The organism is Sulfitobacter sediminilitoris, from assembly GCF_010667575.1.
In the GTDB taxonomy this organism is placed as follows: Bacteria; Pseudomonadota; Alphaproteobacteria; order Rhodobacterales; family Rhodobacteraceae; genus Sulfitobacter; species Sulfitobacter sediminilitoris.
The window spans coordinates 400,351-415,554 of the sequence record NZ_JAABNT010000002.1 but is presented as its reverse complement, the minus strand read 5'-3'; the positions used below and the strand labels follow the sequence as shown (position 1 = coordinate 415,554).

14 protein-coding genes are annotated in these 15,204 nt (G+C 58.2%); 12 read left to right on the top strand and 2 right to left on the bottom strand.

The annotated features are described in order from the left end of the window. Positions 1-26: 26 nt before the first annotated feature. The 7 genes from GV827_RS04890 to GV827_RS04860 all read left to right on the top strand — a co-directional run bounded on the left by GV827_RS04890 (position 27) and on the right by GV827_RS04860 (position 10,111). Entirely contained in the window at positions 27-473 is a 447-nt protein-coding gene (locus tag GV827_RS04890) for a GFA family protein (protein ID WP_164352571.1), read from the top strand. Further along, on the top strand, positions 460-888 hold the full coding sequence (locus GV827_RS04885) for a GFA family protein (RefSeq protein WP_164352570.1): 429 nt from the start codon (positions 460-462) through the stop codon (positions 886-888). Before GV827_RS04890 ends, GV827_RS04885 begins: the two co-directional genes overlap by 14 nt. Beyond that, on the top strand, positions 885-5,417 hold the full coding sequence (gene gltB, locus GV827_RS04880) for a glutamate synthase large subunit (protein ID WP_164352569.1): 4,533 nt from the start codon (positions 885-887) through the stop codon (positions 5,415-5,417). Before GV827_RS04885 ends, gltB begins: the two co-directional genes overlap by 4 nt. A 54-nt stretch (positions 5,418-5,471) precedes the next feature. Further along, positions 5,472-6,212 carry a monofunctional biosynthetic peptidoglycan transglycosylase gene (mtgA, locus tag GV827_RS04875; protein WP_164352568.1) on the top strand — a complete coding sequence of 247 codons (741 nt, stop codon included), beginning with the start codon at positions 5,472-5,474 and terminating at the stop codon, positions 6,210-6,212. Between the two features lie 58 nt (positions 6,213-6,270). Further along, entirely contained in the window at positions 6,271-6,936 is a 666-nt protein-coding gene (gene fzlA, locus GV827_RS04870) for an FtsZ-binding protein FzlA (protein WP_164352567.1), read from the top strand. Between the two features lie 72 nt (positions 6,937-7,008). Beyond that, positions 7,009-8,037, top strand: coding sequence for a tRNA epoxyqueuosine(34) reductase QueG (gene queG / locus GV827_RS04865; RefSeq protein WP_164352566.1), 1,029 nt, complete (start codon positions 7,009-7,011; stop codon positions 8,035-8,037). Positions 8,038-8,104: 67 nt separating this feature from the next. Further along, positions 8,105-10,111, top strand: coding sequence for a hydantoinase/oxoprolinase N-terminal domain-containing protein (locus GV827_RS04860; RefSeq protein WP_164352565.1), 2,007 nt, complete (start codon positions 8,105-8,107; stop codon positions 10,109-10,111). Positions 10,112-10,215: 104 nt separating this feature from the next. On the opposite strand, the gene msrA is transcribed toward GV827_RS04860, so the two are convergent. After that, positions 10,216-10,725, bottom strand: a complete 510-nt coding sequence (gene msrA, locus GV827_RS04855; protein WP_164352564.1) for a peptide-methionine (S)-S-oxide reductase MsrA — start codon at positions 10,723-10,725, stop codon at positions 10,216-10,218. Beyond that, positions 10,722-11,165 carry a peptide-methionine (R)-S-oxide reductase MsrB gene (gene msrB / locus GV827_RS04850; RefSeq protein ID WP_164352563.1) on the bottom strand — a complete coding sequence of 148 codons (444 nt, stop codon included), beginning with the start codon at positions 11,163-11,165 and terminating at the stop codon, positions 10,722-10,724. Before msrB ends, msrA begins: the two co-directional genes overlap by 4 nt. A 133-nt stretch (positions 11,166-11,298) precedes the next feature. Here msrB and GV827_RS04845 point away from each other — a divergent pair, with 133 nt between their 5' ends. The 5 genes from GV827_RS04845 (at position 11,299) to GV827_RS04825 (ending at position 15,177) form a co-directional block, all read left to right on the top strand. Continuing rightward, positions 11,299-11,820, top strand: a complete 522-nt coding sequence (locus GV827_RS04845) for a glutathione peroxidase (RefSeq protein WP_164352562.1) — start codon at positions 11,299-11,301, stop codon at positions 11,818-11,820. A gap of 38 nt (positions 11,821-11,858) precedes the next feature. Continuing rightward, on the top strand, positions 11,859-12,491 hold the full coding sequence (locus GV827_RS04840) for a class I SAM-dependent DNA methyltransferase (protein WP_164352561.1): 633 nt from the start codon (positions 11,859-11,861) through the stop codon (positions 12,489-12,491). A 99-nt stretch (positions 12,492-12,590) separates the two neighbouring features. Next, complete coding sequence (locus GV827_RS04835) at positions 12,591-12,896, top strand: DUF3775 domain-containing protein (protein ID WP_164352560.1); 306 nt, start codon at positions 12,591-12,593, stop codon at positions 12,894-12,896. Between the two features lie 61 nt (positions 12,897-12,957). Continuing rightward, the gene (locus GV827_RS04830; protein WP_164352559.1) at positions 12,958-13,815 is read left to right on the top strand and encodes a DMT family transporter; all 858 of its coding nucleotides are present in this window, start codon (positions 12,958-12,960) and stop codon (positions 13,813-13,815) included. Between the two features lie 57 nt (positions 13,816-13,872). After that, the gene (locus GV827_RS04825; RefSeq protein ID WP_164352558.1) at positions 13,873-15,177 is read left to right on the top strand and encodes a ferredoxin reductase family protein; all 1,305 of its coding nucleotides are present in this window, start codon (positions 13,873-13,875) and stop codon (positions 15,175-15,177) included. Positions 15,178-15,204: the final 27 nt, after the last annotated feature.

Genomic DNA, 15,204 nt, shown 5'->3' with positions numbered 1-15,204 from the left:
CTGACCCAAACGAATGGAAGTGAGAGATGTCTGAAGAGATCAAGGGACATTGCCTGTGCGGCGCGGTGAAGATCACCGTGACCGGACCCTTGGGCGATATCTCTGCCTGCCACTGCGATTTGTGCACGCGGTGGAGCGGGTCGGTTCAGATGGGTATCGAGGTGCCGCAGGAGCGGGTCGAGATCACGGGGCCGGTCAAGACGCACCGGTCGTCGCCCATCGGCAAGCGCGCTTGGTGCGATACCTGCGGCTCGGCCGTCTGGTTCCGGTATCCCGAAGGGCCGGATGCGGGATATTTTGAGCTGGCGCCGGGTTTGTTCGACAACGCCGGCGGGGCCAAGCTGGTGCGGATCGTTTACGCCGACCGTCATCCTGACGGTTATGCGCTGGCAGGAGATGTGCAACGGGTGAGCAAGGCTGAGTACGAGGCCAAGCACCCCTTCGTGGAGGAAAAGACCAATGCAGTATCTTGAGGGCCAATGCCTTTGCGGGGCGGTCAAGGTCACTGCAACCGCCGCGGATGAGCCCAAGCTTCGGGCCTGCAATTGCGTGATGTGCCGACGGCACAACTCTGCGGCATTCGTTACGGTGGAAGTCGATCAGGACAGTATCAAGATCGAAGGACCGGTGAAGGTGTTCCGGTCGTCCGAATGGGCGCAGCGCGCCTTTTGTGAAACCTGCGGATCCACGCTTTGGTACGGGCTGGTGCACGACGGGTCGCGCCACTTGGCCGCGGGACTATTTGACAATGCCGCTGGCGGCACGCTGGTCGAGGAATACTTTTCTGACCAATGCCCACAGGGCTACGCATTTGCCGGGGACCACAAGCGGCTTACGCGAGAAGAAACATATGCGCTTTTTGCGCCGGGAGAGGGAGAAGCCCAATGACCAAGTACGATGACGCATGGGTAGCACGGGAAGAAGCCAAGCGGGCGATGATGGCTGAAAAGGGCCTTTATGATCCGCAGGAAGAGCATTCCTCTTGCGGCGTGGGCCTTGTGGTCAACATCGACGGGTCGCGCAGCCGTGCTGTGGTAGAGAACGGGATCAAAGCGCTCAAGGCGATATGGCACCGCGGCGCTGTGGACGCCGATGGCAAGACCGGCGATGGCGCTGGTATTCACGTCCAAATTCCAGTCCCCTTCTTCTATGATCAGGTGCGTCGCACCGGTCATACCCCCCGCGAGGACGAACTGATTGCCGTCGGTCAGGTATTCCTGCCCCGCACCAACTTTGCCGCACAGGAAACCTGCCGCACAATCGTAGAGACCGAGGTCTTGCGCATGGGCTATTACATCTACGGCTGGCGGCATGTGCCGGTGAATATTGAATGCCTGGGTGAAAAGGCCAACGCGACACGCCCCGAGATCGAGCAGATCCTGATTTCCAACTCCAAGGGTGTGGACGAGGATGTCTTTGAGCGCGAGCTTTACGTGATCCGCCGCCGTATCGAAAAGGCGGCCATCGCGGCCCAGGTACCGCAGATGTACATCGCGTCGATGTCCTGCCGGTCAATCATCTACAAGGGTATGATGCTGGCCGAACAAGTGGCGGAGTTCTATCCTGACCTGCTGGACGAACGGTTCGTCAGCGGCTTTGCGATCTACCACCAGCGCTATTCGACTAACACCTTCCCCCAGTGGTGGCTGGCCCAGCCATTCCGCATGCTGGCCCATAACGGTGAGATCAACACGCTCAAGGGCAACCTGAACTGGATGAAGTCCCATGAGATCCGCATGGCATCCAGCGCCTTTGGCGATATGGCCGAGGATATCAAACCTATCGTGGCGTCCGGTTCGTCGGATTCCGCTGCATTAGACTCTGTTTTCGAGGTCCTGGTGCGCGCGGGCCGTTCAGCCCCGATGGCCAAGACTATGCTGGTGCCAGAATCCTGGTCCAAGCAGGCGGTAGAACTGCCGCAGGCGTGGCGCGACATGTATTCCTACTGCAACTCCGTGATGGAGCCTTGGGATGGCCCCGCTGCTCTGGCGATGACCGATGGGCGCTGGGTCTGTGCTGGTCTGGACCGGAACGGTTTGCGCCCGATGCGCTATGTTGTGACCGGCGACGGGATGCTGATTGCGGGATCCGAAACTGGCATGGTGCCACTGGATGAGGCGAACGTCATTGAGAAGGGCGCGCTGGGCCCCGGCCAGATGATCGCGGTCGATATGAAGAAGGGCAAGCTGTTCCACGACCGCAAGATAAAAGACAAGCTGGCTGCTGCACTGCCGTTTGGCGACTGGGTCGGTAAAATCGTGGAACTGGACGAGCCGCTGAACGAAGTCACCGAAAAGCCGGTCTTCAGCGGCAACGAATTGCGCCGCCGTCAGGTAGCCGCTGGTTATTCGATTGAGGACCTTGAGCAGATTCTGGCACCGATGGCCGAGGACGCCAAGGAAACTTTGGCGTCGATGGGTGACGACACACCGTCTGCCGTGCTGTCCAAGCAATACCGTCCGCTGAGCCATTTTTTCCGGCAGAACTTCTCTCAGGTAACAAACCCACCGATCGACTCGCTTCGTGAGTATCGCGTGATGAGCCTGAAGACCCGGTTCGGGAACCTCAAGAACGTGCTGGATGAGGATTCGTCGCAGACGGAAATCCTTGTGCTCGACAGCCCTTTCGTTGGAAACGCGCAGTTCGAGGCGCTGTTCAACCATTTCAACGCCGATATGGTCACCATCGACTGCACCTTTGCACCCGGTGAGGGCAATCTGAGCGCAGGGCTGAAGCGTATCCGGGCGGAAGCTGAGGATGCTGTCCGTTCGGGAGCGGGCCATATCATCCTGACCGATCACCTGAGCGACGCCGAAAAAGTGGCAATGCCGATGATCCTTGCCACCAGTGCGGTGCACAGCCACCTGATACGCAAGGGTCTGCGCACATTTACATCGCTCAACGTGCGTTCTGCGGAATGCGTTGATCCGCATTATTTCGCGGTTCTGATTGGCTGTGGCGCGACCGTGGTCAATGCCTATCTGGCCGAAGATTCACTCAGTGATCGGATCGACCGTGGTTTGCTGGATATGTCTTTAACACAGGCAGTTCAGCGCTATCGCGAGGCGATTGATCAGGGTCTGCTCAAAATCATGGCGAAGATGGGGATCAGTGTCGTGTCCTCCTACCGTGGTGGACTGAACTTCGAGGCTGTCGGTCTGTCGCGCGCAATGTGCGCGGAATATTTCCCCGGTATGACGTCGCGGATTTCCGGGATCGGTATCCATGGCATTCAGCGCAAGGCTGAGGAAGTTCATGCCAAGGGTTGGCAGGGTGATGGCGTGGTGCTGCCTATCGGCGGTTTCTACAAAGCGCGGACATCGGGCGAGACGCACGCCTGGGAAGCATCAAGCATGCATTTGATGCAAATGGCCTGCAACAGAGCCTCATACAAGATGTGGCAACAGTATTCAAAGAAGATGCAGTCGAACCCACCGATTCATCTGCGCGACCTGCTGGACATCAAGCCGCTGGGTGAGCCCATCGGGCTGGAAGAGGTGGAAAGCATCACGTCGATCCGCAAGCGGTTCGTGACACCGGGGATGTCGCTGGGCGCGTTGTCGCCCGAGGCGCACAAGACCTTGAATGTTGCGATGAACCGGATTGGTGCAAAGTCGGACAGCGGCGAGGGCGGCGAAGATCCGGCGCATTTCGTGCCGGAGCCGAATGGCGACAACCCGTCGGCCAAGATCAAGCAGGTGGCATCGGGGCGCTTTGGTGTGACAGCCGAATACCTGAACCAGTGCGAAGAGCTTGAGATCAAGGTGGCACAGGGTGCCAAGCCTGGTGAAGGTGGTCAGCTGCCAGGTATGAAGGTCACCGACCTGATCGCCCGTCTGCGGCATTCGACCAAGGGCGTGACGCTGATTTCACCTCCACCGCACCACGATATCTACTCCATCGAGGACCTTGCGCAGCTGATTTATGATCTCAAGCAGATCAACCCGCGTTGCAAGGTGACGGTGAAGCTGGTGGCGTCTTCTGGCGTCGGCACGATTGCTGCTGGGGTGGCCAAGGCCAAGGCGGATGTGATCCTGATTTCGGGCCATAACGGTGGCACCGGGGCATCGCCCGCGACCAGCATCAAATACGCTGGCCTGCCGTGGGAGATGGGCCTGACCGAAGCGCATCAGGTTTTGTCGATGAACAACCTGCGCGACCGGGTGACACTGCGCACCGACGGTGGTCTGCGCACAGGCCGTGACATTGTTATGGCCGCGATGCTGGGTGCCGAGGAATACGGCATTGGCACCGCCGCCCTGATCGCAATGGGTTGCATCATGGTGCGTCAGTGCCAGTCGAACACCTGCCCCGTGGGCGTTTGTACGCAGGATGAAAGCCTGCGGGCGAAGTTTACCGGGACAGCGGACAAGGTCGTGAACCTGATCACGTTCTACGCCACCGAGGTGCGTGAAATCCTCGCCTCCATCGGCGCGCGGTCTTTGGATGATGTGATTGGCCGGGCCGATCTGTTGACGCAGGTCAGCCGTGGTTCTGCTCATCTGGACGATCTCGACCTGAATCCACTGCTGATCACCGTCGATGGTGCGCATGATAATGTCTACGACCGCGACAAACCTCGCAATGTCGTACCTGACACACTGGATGCGCAGATTGTCCGCGATGCGGCGCGGTTCCTTGAGGATGGCGAGAAGATGCAGCTGTCTTACGCGGTCCAGAACACGCACCGGACCGTGGGTACTCGCGTCAGTAGCCATATCGTCAAGAAGTTCGGCATGCGAAATTCGTTGCAGCCGGATCACCTGACGGTAAAGCTGACCGGGTCGGCGGGTCAGTCCTTGGGCGCGTTCGCGGCGCCGGGTCTAAAGCTTGAGGTGTCAGGCGATGCCAACGACTATGTCGGCAAAGGCCTGTCGGGTGGCATGATCGTGGTGCGGCCTCCGATGGCAAGCCCGATCGTTGCGGCGGAGAATACGATCATCGGCAACACCGTGCTATATGGCGCAACGGATGGCTATCTCTTTGCGGCAGGCCGTGCAGGGGAACGCTTTGCCGTTCGCAATTCGGGGGCCAAGGTTGTCATCGAAGGCTGCGGGTCTAACGGGTGTGAATATATGACCGGCGGCGTTGCCGTGATCCTGGGTGAGATCGGCGCAAACTTTGGCGCGGGTATGACCGGTGGCATGGCCTACCTCTATGATCCGGATGGCGCGGCACATGCGTTGATGAACCATGAGACGCTGGTTACCTGCCCGGTCACTGTCGATCACTGGATGAGTCAGTTGGAAGAACTGCTTGAACGGCATTTGGCGGAAACCAACAGCCGCAAGGCAGCTGAAATCTTGCAGCATTGGGATACGGAAAAGCACAATTTCCTGCAAATCTGCCCCAAGGAAATGCTGCCACATATTCCAGCGCCCCTGACGCATGATGAGGCGGCGATGCCCGCTGAGTAACCTGCGATGAACGCGGGCGTTCACAAACGGACGCCCGCGCCCTATAGCTGATGCATGGCGCGGGCAGCGAAAAAGACGAAAACGAAAGATAAGGCACGCAAGCCTGGCACCTTGCCGGGAGTTGGTCTGTTGCTTTGGCTGCGCTGGTGGTTCTGGCGCAGCATTGCGATCGTTTTTCTTGTGATGGTGTCGCTCGTTGTATTGGGCGCATTGGTTAATCCGCCCACGACAATTTATATGTTTTCAGAAGGGCGCCGTCTGGGCGGCGTTGATCAAACCTGGATTGATCTGGAAGACGTGGCACCCGTGATGGCGCGGTCGGCGGTGGCGGCCGAAGATGCGAATTTCTGTCAGCATTGGGGGTTCGACATGGCCGCGATCCGGCTGGCGATCGAGGATGGCGGGACGCGTGGTGCGTCAACGATCAGCCAGCAAACGGTCAAGAACGTCTATCTGTGGCACGGACGTGTCTGGGTGCGCAAAGCAATGGAGGCACTAATGACACCATTGGTCGAAGCGATTTGGTCCAAGCGGCGGATCATAGAGGTCTATCTGAATATCGCAGAATTCGACGACGGCGTGTTCGGGGTTCAGGCGGCGGCACAACACTACTTCGGCGTCCCGGCCAGTGACCTGACGGCGACCCAAGCCGCGCGGCTGGCAGCGATCCTTCCGGCGCCGAAGGAACGTTCGGCGTCGCAGCCCAGCGATTATGTGCGCAAGCGTGCGCGACAGGTGCGCGACGGGGCGGCGACAATCAGCAAGGACGGGCGGGCAGCCTGTTTCGAGAGTTGAAATGCGCGATGTAAGCGGGCATTGAGGGACAAATGTTCAATCAATCAAGGCTCAAGTGATGGCGCGTCTGTTTCACGTCCCCCTGTCCCCATTCTGCCGCAAGGTCCGGTTGAGCCTTGCCGAGAAGAAGATTGAGGTTGAGCTGGTTGAAGAGCGATATTGGGAGCAGGACGCCGATTTCATGCGCCGCAACCCTGCGGGCAAGGTGCCGGTATTGCGGCTTGACGGGATCATGATGTCCGAAAGCGCGGCGATCTGCGAATACATCGAGGAAACGCGGCCGGAGCCGTCTCTGCTGCCCTCTGACCCTACCGAGCGGCTTGAGGTACGGCGACTGGTGAACTGGTTTGACGACAAGTTTCATTCCGAAGTGACGTCAAAACTTCTTTATGAACGGGTCAACAAGAAGGTGATGAAACAGGGCTATCCCGACAGTACCAATGTCAAGGCAGGTGCCAAGGCGATCAAGTATCATCTGGATTACATGGCCTGGCTCTTGGATCATCGGCGCTGGCTTGCCGGAGACAAGATGACGCTGGCAGATTTCGCTGCTGCCGCGCATTTGTCGTCGTTGGACTATATTTCTGACGTAGATTGGAACCGGTCCGAAGTGGTCAAGGATTGGTACGCCAAGATCAAATCGCGGCCCGCCTTCCGGGCGTTGCTGGCTGATCAGGTGCCGGGATTTCCGCCGCCCCGCCATTATAATGATCTGGATTTCTAAGCGGCTGCATATGCTCTGCGCCGAAGTGCGCAGGAACGCGTCTGTGCAGTGTTATTTAAGGCCCAAAAGAGCATGGATCTGAAAGCAAGGCTGGTTGATGAGGCTTTGGCAGAGGGGTTCGTGGCATGCCGCGTGTGTCGCCCTTGGGACGTGCCGGACGTGCCAGCACGATTAGAGGCCTTTGTCAGGGACGGTTTTCACGGACAAATGAGCTGGATGGCCGACCGGATGACGTGGCGCGGAAACCCTGCCGCGCTTTGGCCAGAGGCGCGTTCGGTGATCATGCTGGCGGAAAGCTATGCGCCTGAGCACGATCCCCTGGCGGTGCTGCAAGACCCTGAGAAGGCGGCCATCTCGGTCTATGCACAGGGGCGTGACTACCATGATATCGTCAAGAAACGGCTCAAGCGGTTGGCACGGTGGTTGATCGCGCAGGAACCTTGCGAGGTGAAGGTATTTGTCGATACCGCGCCCGTGCCCGAAAAAGCCCTTGGTCAGGCGGCGGGCTTGGGCTGGCAGGGCAAGCATACCAACCTGCTCAGCCGTGATTGGGGCAATTGGGCCTTTTTAGGGTCTGTTTTCACGACACTGGAGCTTGAACCGGATGCGGCCGAAGTTGACCATTGCGGGTCTTGTACCGCCTGCCAGGACATCTGTCCGACGGACGCTTTCCCACAGCCATACAGACTGGATGCGCGACGGTGCATTTCCTATCTGACGATCGAGCATAAAGGGCCGGTGGACATTGACCTGAGAGCGCAAATGGGCAACCGGATTTACGGCTGTGACGATTGCCTTGCGATATGCCCCTGGAACAAGTTCGCGGTGCAGGCAAGCGACATGCGGTATCACGGGGCAAAGGCGGAAGCCCCTGATCTGGCGGTTCTTGCGGGTTTGGATGACAGGGCGTTTCGAGCGCGTTTCTCGGGATCCCCGATCAAGCGGATTGGACGAGACCGGTTTGTCAGGAATGTGCTTTACGCTATTGGCAATTCAGGATTGCCGAAACTGCGCAAAGTTGCACAGGAATTGGTTGAAGATCCGGACCCAACAGTCGCAGACGCCGCACGCTGGGCGTTGGCGCGGCTGGACGCGGGCTGACGCAAACGGGCTGGACCGTCGCCGATTTCCGCTTACACCGGATTGAAAGAAATCGAGGGAGACCGGGATGACGGTTCTTTTGGGCGTCGATACGGGCGGCACATACACCGATGCGGTGTTGCTCAGGGATGAGGAAGCGGTGATTGCGTCGGCCAAGTCGCTGACCACCCGGCATGATCTGGCGATTGGTGTTGGCAACGCGGTGCGTGCAGTGCTTGCAGACGCAGGTGTCGATCCGTCAGAAATTTCAATGGCGTCGCTCTCAACGACGCTTGCCACGAATGCCTTGGTTGAAGGTCAAGGCGGGCGGGTCGGGCTGATCTATATTGGTTTTCGCGAAAAGGATCTTGAGGCCCATGGGCTGGCGGAGGCGCTGAAAGGCGACCCGTCAATCGTGCTGCAAGGCGGGCATAACCATGCCGGGGCCGAGGCGAACCCGCTGGATGAAACAGCCTTATTGACCTTTTTAGAGACACATAAGGACGCGGTAAGCGGCTTTACTGTCGCAAGCCAGTTTGCAACGCGGAACCCCGCACACGAGCTGCGGGCCGCGCAGATGGTCGCGGAGATAACTGGCCGTCCCGTTTCAGCCTCTCACCAGCTTTCGGCCAAGCTGAATGGTCCCAAGCGGGCCCTGACGGCTGTACTGAACGCACGGCTGATCGGAATGATCGACAGATTAATCGGACGGGCAGAGGATACGCTGCTTGATCTGGGGATCGAGGCGCCGCTGATGGTGGTGCGCGGGGATGGGGCGCTTATCTCATCCGCTCAGGCACGCGAGCGACCCATTGAAACGATCCTGAGCGGACCTGCGGCTTCTATCGTTGGCGCGCGCTGGATGACCGGCGCGGATCTGGCTTTGGTCAGTGACATCGGAGGCACGACGACGGACGTGGCGCTCTTAAAGGCGGGCAAACCGACGATTGATCCCGCAGGTGCGCGGGTGGGGCCGTATCGGACGATGGTCGAAGCTGTTGCCATGCGCACCACTGGTCTGGGTGGTGACAGCGAGGTGCATTTCGTCTCTGAAGGCTTGCAGGGTGGCGTGACACTTGGACCAAGGCGTCTGTTGCCCGTGTCATTGATCGCGGTGGAGGCACCAGAGGTTGTTCATGCCGCGCTTGATGCGCAACTGCGGTCGGTCACGCCGGGTGAGCATGACGGGCGGTTTGTGCGTGCTGTTCCCAATCTTGGCCGGGAAGGCATCGGAGCACGGGAAGAGGCGTTGCTGGAGCGTATTGGCACCGCAGTCCATCCTATGGGCAATGTGCTGCGGGCGCGGGTGGAACACGGGGCGCTGAAGCGGCTGGTAGACCGTGGATTGGTTCAGGTAGCAGGTGTAACGCCGTCTGACGCATCCCACGTGTTGGGCCGGGTGATGGAATGGGACGCAGGGGCCGCACGCAAGGCGCTGCAGCTGTTCGGACGGCGGCGGACCGGATCAGGAACGGTACTCTCCAACACCGAGGAAGACGTAGCGCAAATGATTGTTGATCGCCTCACGCATCAGACATCATTGGCCATGTTAGAGACTGCTTTTGCGGAAGAGGAACGCGGATTTGAGACGGAACCGGAGGTATTGGCACGCCATGAACTGATGCGCCGTGGCATGCTGGGTCATCGTGGATTGGTCAAGTTAGAGACTGGTTTGAACGTGCCTGTCGTGGGCTTGGGCGCGTCTGCGCCAAGTTATTATCCGGCAGTTGGAGAGCGGCTTGGCTGCGAGATGATATTGCCTGAATATGCCGGCGTCGCGAACGCGATCGGTGCGGTCGTCGGTCGCGTGACCATGCGCCAAAGCGGGACAGTCACATCACCGTCCGAGGGGAAATACCGTGTGCATCTGATCGACGGGCCGCAGGATTTTGCAAATCAGGAGAGCGCATTGTCCTTGTTAGAGACCGTTTTGCATGATGCCGCCTTATCTGACGCACAGGCGGCAGGAGCAGAGGACATTCAGATTTCGGTAAAGCGGAATTTGCGTACGGCAGGAGTTGAGGGCCGCAAGGTATTTGTTGAAGCGACACTCACGGTGGAAGCCGCAGGGCGACCACGGGTAGCTCATGGATAGGGCTGGCTGCGGTTCTGATTTGCCCCGCAAAAATATCCTGAAGACGCGCTGAGGGTGGCCTGAATCACCTGAGAGATAAGGCGGGGTGCCCCCCGCCCTAATTGTTATTCCGCTGCGGCGCGTTTCGGCAGGACCCAGTCAGGCCGCGCGAAGTGGCAGGTATAGCCGTGGGGAATACGTTCGAGGTAATCCTGATGTTCGGGCTCTGCCTCCCAGAAATCACCAACGGGTTCCACTTCGGTCACCACCTTGCCGGGCCAGAGGCCGGAGGCTTCAACGTCCGCAATGGTGTCCTCGGCGACAGCTTTCTGATCCTCGCCCACATAGTAGATCGCAGAGCGATAGCTCATCCCCCGGTCGTTGCCCTGACGGTTCAGGGTCGTGGGGTCATGGATCTGAAAGAAGAATTCCAGAATCTCGCGGTAGGAGGTTTTTGCGGGATCATAAATGACCTCGATCCCTTCGGCATGGGTGCCATGATTGCGATATGTCGCATTGGGCACGTCCCCGCCGGTATATCCTACGCGGGTTGAAACCACGCCGGGGCGTTTGCGGATCAAATCCTGCATCCCCCAGAAACATCCCCCTGCCAGTACTGCGCGTTCCGTGTTCATGCGACGTCCTCCACTTGGTCAATGTAATCGCCATATCCTTCGGCTTGCATGTCGTCGCGGTGTACGAAACGAAGCGAGGCTGAGTTGATGCAATAGCGTAGTCCCCCGCGGTCGGGCGGGCCGTCCGGAAAGACGTGGCCAAGGTGGCTGTCGCCATGCTTGCTGCGGACCTCGGTGCGGACCATACCCAGGGACGCGTCATGGTGTTCGGTGACATTGTCGATTGGCTTGGTAAAACTGGGCCAGCCGCAGCCGGATTCGTACTTGTCAGCCGAGGCAAACAGCGGCTCGCCGCTTACGATATCGACGTAGATGCCGGGCTCTTTATTGCTCAGCAGTTTGCCGGTGCCGGGGCGCTCCGTACCGCTTTGCTGCGTGACGTGATATTCTTCGGGCGAAAGGGCCGCAATCGCCTCTGCGCTTTTCTCGTATTTGGCCATGGAATCCTCCGTGGTTTGGGTTCTGACATTAGATGGGGCAGCGGACAGAAATTCAAAGGGTTTGTCCGGAGTGTGCAAGGGAATGTGAACTGAACTCGTATCTCGTGCGTACAGTACCTATATGAGGAGAATGATGATGCGTTGGATTGTCGTTGCACTGACTTTGATTTTGGGGAGTACCGCAATGGCGGCACCGAAGAACGTCACTTTTTCAAACATCGATGGCGGCACACTGGATTTCAGCGAATGGGCCGGGAAACCGGTACTGGTTGTGAACACCGCATCGCAATGCGGATTTACGCGGCAGTATGACGGTTTGCAAAAGCTGTACGACACCTATCGTGCGCGCGGCTTGGTCGTGCTGGCCGTGCCGTCTGACGATTTCAATCAAGAACTGGAAAGCGCCGAGGCGGTCAAGGATTTCTGTGAGATTACCTTCGGTCTGGATTTGCCCATGACAGATATCACGCCGGTGCGCGGGTCTGATGCACACCCCTTTTATCAGGCTGTGAAGGCTGAAACAGGTTTTTCGCCCAAGTGGAATTTTAACAAGGTGCTGATAGGGCCAGATGGATCTGTGGCTGGAACATGGGGTGCTACGACCAAGCCGACCTCGCGCAGCATCACCAAGGCCATCGAGGCATTGCTGGACTAGGCAGCGCTGGATAGGCTCTGTTTCGAAGGAGCCTGTGCATGACTGAAAAAGCGCCTGACCTTGATGCGGCCTATGCGTTAAAGACGCCGGAAGACAATCGGCGCCTCTATGCGGATTGGGCGCAAAGCTATGACGACAGCTTTGCCAGCGACATGGATTACCGCTTGCCGCAGCTTGTGGCGCTTGTGCTCTCGGAAATATTTCAGGGGCCGGGGCCCGTGCTTGATGTGGGGGCAGGGACGGGTTTGGTTGCGCAGAACATGCTGATGCGCGGCCTGCTCAAGATCGATGCGCTTGACATCTCACCAGAGATGCTTGCGGTTGCGGGGGACAAAGGGCTGTACCGCAACCTGATCGAAGGCGACCTTACCGCAAAACTGGATATTCCGGATGAAACCTATGGGGCTATCGTCAGTTCGGGCACATTCACGCACGGACATGTCGGGCCGCAGGCGCTGGACGAGTTGCTGCGGATCGCACAACCCGGCGCGACATTCGTGCTGTCAATCAATGCAACACATTTCGAGGCACGCGGTTTTGCCGACAAATTTGCCGCGTTAGACTCTAATATTGCAGATCTTGAACACCGGATCGTGGATATCTACGGGGCTGGCGCGGATGATGCGCATAAGGACGACAAGGCCCACATCGCTGTTTTCACCAAGCGGTAACGTAGTAACCTCATTTCGGTCGCGTTGATCCAGATCATGGCCTTGGTCGCGTTGCCCTGAGACAGTGGCACGTCGAATATCAAACTGAGAGGTGCGCCAATGCTGGATATTTCCAACCGAAAGGTCAGGCAAATCATTGAATACGGCCACGAGATTGAGCGGGCCGAGAACGAGTTGCGCGGGTTTATGGAAACCTTGAACGAAGAAGAATGCTATAGCCTGATCGCGATCATGTGGATCGGGCGGGAAAGCTTTGCTCCGGAAGAGGTCCAAGAGGCGCTGGCGACTGCGCGGTCTGAGGCGATGACGCCCACGGCAGACTACCTGATCGGCACGCCGCACTTCCCGGACCATCTGGAGGCCGGGCTTGAATTGTTGGGTATGGCCGAAGAAGAAGCGGATTGAAGGACTTGTGAGTGTCCGCAGCTGGTGCGACGGTTCCGAGGACCAATATTGAGGCCCGATGATGTCGATTGCCGGTCTGACGCTTGTCCTTTTGGCTGCGGTTTGCCACGCAACATGGAATGTCTTTGTCAAACGGATCAACGGCGGGGCCGAACTGATCTGGATGTTTTCCGTGATTTCGGTGCTGATCTATCTGCCGTTGGCCATATGGATCATCGTGGTGCAGCGGCCAGTGTTTGGACCTTGGCAAATTGGGTTCATGTTGGGAACGGTCGCGCTGCATCTGGGGTATTTTCTGCTGCTGCAAACCGGGTACCGCAAAGACGACCTGTCGCTGGTCTATCCCACGGCACGGGCGACGGGGCCGCTTTTGTCCACCACCTTTGCCGTGCTCGTGCTCGGAGAGATCGTGACCTTTCAGATGGCGCTGGGCGCAGGGATCATCATCTTCGCCGTCTTGATGCTGACAGGCGGTTTCAAAATGGGCGTTCGCAACCTGTCGGCGTCTCTGATGTTCGGCGTCGGCGCGGGCATGTTCATTGCCAGCTATACAGTATGGGACGCCTACGCGGTGTCTGTCCTTTTGGTGCCGCCATTGCTGATGGATTACGCATCAAATCTGGGGCGGGTCGTGGTTCTGGCCCCGGTGGCGCATCGCAGGCGGGCGTTGATGTGGCAACATTGGGCGCATCACCGGACCGGAGTGATCGTAATCGCGATGTTCAGCCCGCTGGCGTATATCCTGGTGCTTTATGCGCTGACGTTCACGCCCGTCGCCTATGTCGCCCCCGCCCGAGAGGTCAGCGTGATCCTGACCGTACTGGCAGGCAGCATCCTGCTGAGAGAGGGCGATTTGTATGAGCGGCTGGGCTGGGCGTCGATTGCTTTGGTCGGCATGATTTTGTTGGTGCTAGGATAGCAACATGAAAAGAAATCCAAAATTGCGCCCTTTGGCAAAGTCGATCAGGCTGTGCATATGAAGCAGTTTGTTTTCATTGCCGTATACTTGGTCGCCGTTACACTGCCGCTGATCCTGTCCTGGATTGTCGGCGGGCCGCCGCGGTCCTTTTGGCAAGAATTTGCATCGGGGCTTGGCATTCTGGCGTTTTCCATGATCCTGATCGAGTTTGTTTTGTCTGGCAGGTTCAAGAGCGTTTCAAACGGGATCGGCATGGATGTTACCATGCGGTTTCACCAGTTCATGGCTCGGGCGGCGCTGGTCTTTGCCTTGCTGCATCCGTTGCTCTACCAGGCAACGCCAGTCGGTGGTCAACGTCCGTGGGATATTTCCCGCCAGCTTACGATCACGACTGACTTTTCCGATCTTGTAACCGGCATTGCGGCATATTTGCTTTTACCCAGTCTTGTTTTGCTGGCGATTGGGCGCACTCAACTGGATTACAAATACGAGACCTGGCGATTGATACATGGTGTGGGCGCTCTGATGATTGCGCTGCTTTTGCTGCATCATACCATTTACGCAGGGCGGTACGGTGGGCAAGCCGTGATGATGTGGTTCTGGCTGGCCATGACAGGCGTCGCGGTTGGATCGCTGCTGTATGTCTACCTTCTGGTACCCATTCTGGACAAAGCGCGGCCGTGGCGGGTCAAAACCATCACCCGATTGACGCCAAAGCAATGGGAAGTAACGGTAGTGCCAGATGGTCACGCAGGTCTTTCGTACAAAGCCGGGCAATTTGTCTGGCTCAATCTTGGCCACAGTTCTTTCTCGATCAGGGAAAACCCTTTTTCCATCTCTTCTGCCCCGGCGGCCGGACCCCAGATGTCTTTTATGATCAAGGAACTTGGTGATTTTACGCGCACCCTTGACCAGATCAAACCGGGCACCCGTGCCTATCTTGATGGTCCTTATGGCCATTTGTGTGTTGATGGCCGCACCGAACCGGGAGTCGCCCTGATCGCCGGTGGGGTTGGCCTTGCGCCGCTGCTCGGCATTCTACGGCAGTTGCGCCTGACGAGTGACCCACGGGCGGTAAAGGTCATCTATGGCAACCGAACCGACAAGCAGATCGCATATCGGGCCGAACTGGACGCCGAAGACGTGACCTATGTGCTATCTGAACCGCCTGCAGACTGGTGCGGCGAGACGGGTTTTATTGACGGACCGCTGATAGACCGTGTGTTTTCGGACGAAGAATGCCGCGACTGGATCTTCGTGCTGTGTGGCCCTGCCATCATGATGGACATCGTTGAGGATCATTTGCTTGATCGCGGCACACCGGCAGACCACATCTTGTCGGAGCGTTTTGATTATGGCTAGTCGACTTCAGCAGATGAGTTTGCGAAA

What these genes read in the sequence shown, in the direction of transcription:
- gltB (WP_164352569.1), top strand. Translation starts at nt 885, where the DNA reads ATGACCAAGTACGATGACGCATGGGTAGCACGGGAAGAAGCCAAGCGG.
- GV827_RS04885 (WP_164352570.1), top strand. Translation starts at nt 460, where the DNA reads ATGCAGTATCTTGAGGGCCAATGCCTTTGCGGGGCGGTCAAGGTCACT.
- queG (WP_164352566.1), top strand. Translation starts at nt 7,009, where the DNA reads ATGGATCTGAAAGCAAGGCTGGTTGATGAGGCTTTGGCAGAGGGGTTC.
- GV827_RS04825 (WP_164352558.1), top strand. Translation starts at nt 13,873, where the DNA reads ATGAAGCAGTTTGTTTTCATTGCCGTATACTTGGTCGCCGTTACACTG.
- fzlA (WP_164352567.1), top strand. Translation starts at nt 6,271, where the DNA reads ATGGCGCGTCTGTTTCACGTCCCCCTGTCCCCATTCTGCCGCAAGGTC.
- mtgA (WP_164352568.1), top strand. Translation starts at nt 5,472, where the DNA reads ATGGCGCGGGCAGCGAAAAAGACGAAAACGAAAGATAAGGCACGCAAG.
- msrB (WP_164352563.1), bottom strand. Translation starts at nt 11,165, where the DNA reads ATGGCCAAATACGAGAAAAGCGCAGAGGCGATTGCGGCCCTTTCGCCC.
- GV827_RS04890 (WP_164352571.1), top strand. Translation starts at nt 27, where the DNA reads ATGTCTGAAGAGATCAAGGGACATTGCCTGTGCGGCGCGGTGAAGATC.
- GV827_RS04830 (WP_164352559.1), top strand. Translation starts at nt 12,958, where the DNA reads ATGTCGATTGCCGGTCTGACGCTTGTCCTTTTGGCTGCGGTTTGCCAC.
- GV827_RS04860 (WP_164352565.1), top strand. Translation starts at nt 8,105, where the DNA reads ATGACGGTTCTTTTGGGCGTCGATACGGGCGGCACATACACCGATGCG.
- GV827_RS04840 (WP_164352561.1), top strand. Translation starts at nt 11,859, where the DNA reads ATGACTGAAAAAGCGCCTGACCTTGATGCGGCCTATGCGTTAAAGACG.
- GV827_RS04835 (WP_164352560.1), top strand. Translation starts at nt 12,591, where the DNA reads ATGCTGGATATTTCCAACCGAAAGGTCAGGCAAATCATTGAATACGGC.
- msrA (WP_164352564.1), bottom strand. Translation starts at nt 10,725, where the DNA reads ATGAACACGGAACGCGCAGTACTGGCAGGGGGATGTTTCTGGGGGATG.
- GV827_RS04845 (WP_164352562.1), top strand. Translation starts at nt 11,299, where the DNA reads ATGATGCGTTGGATTGTCGTTGCACTGACTTTGATTTTGGGGAGTACC.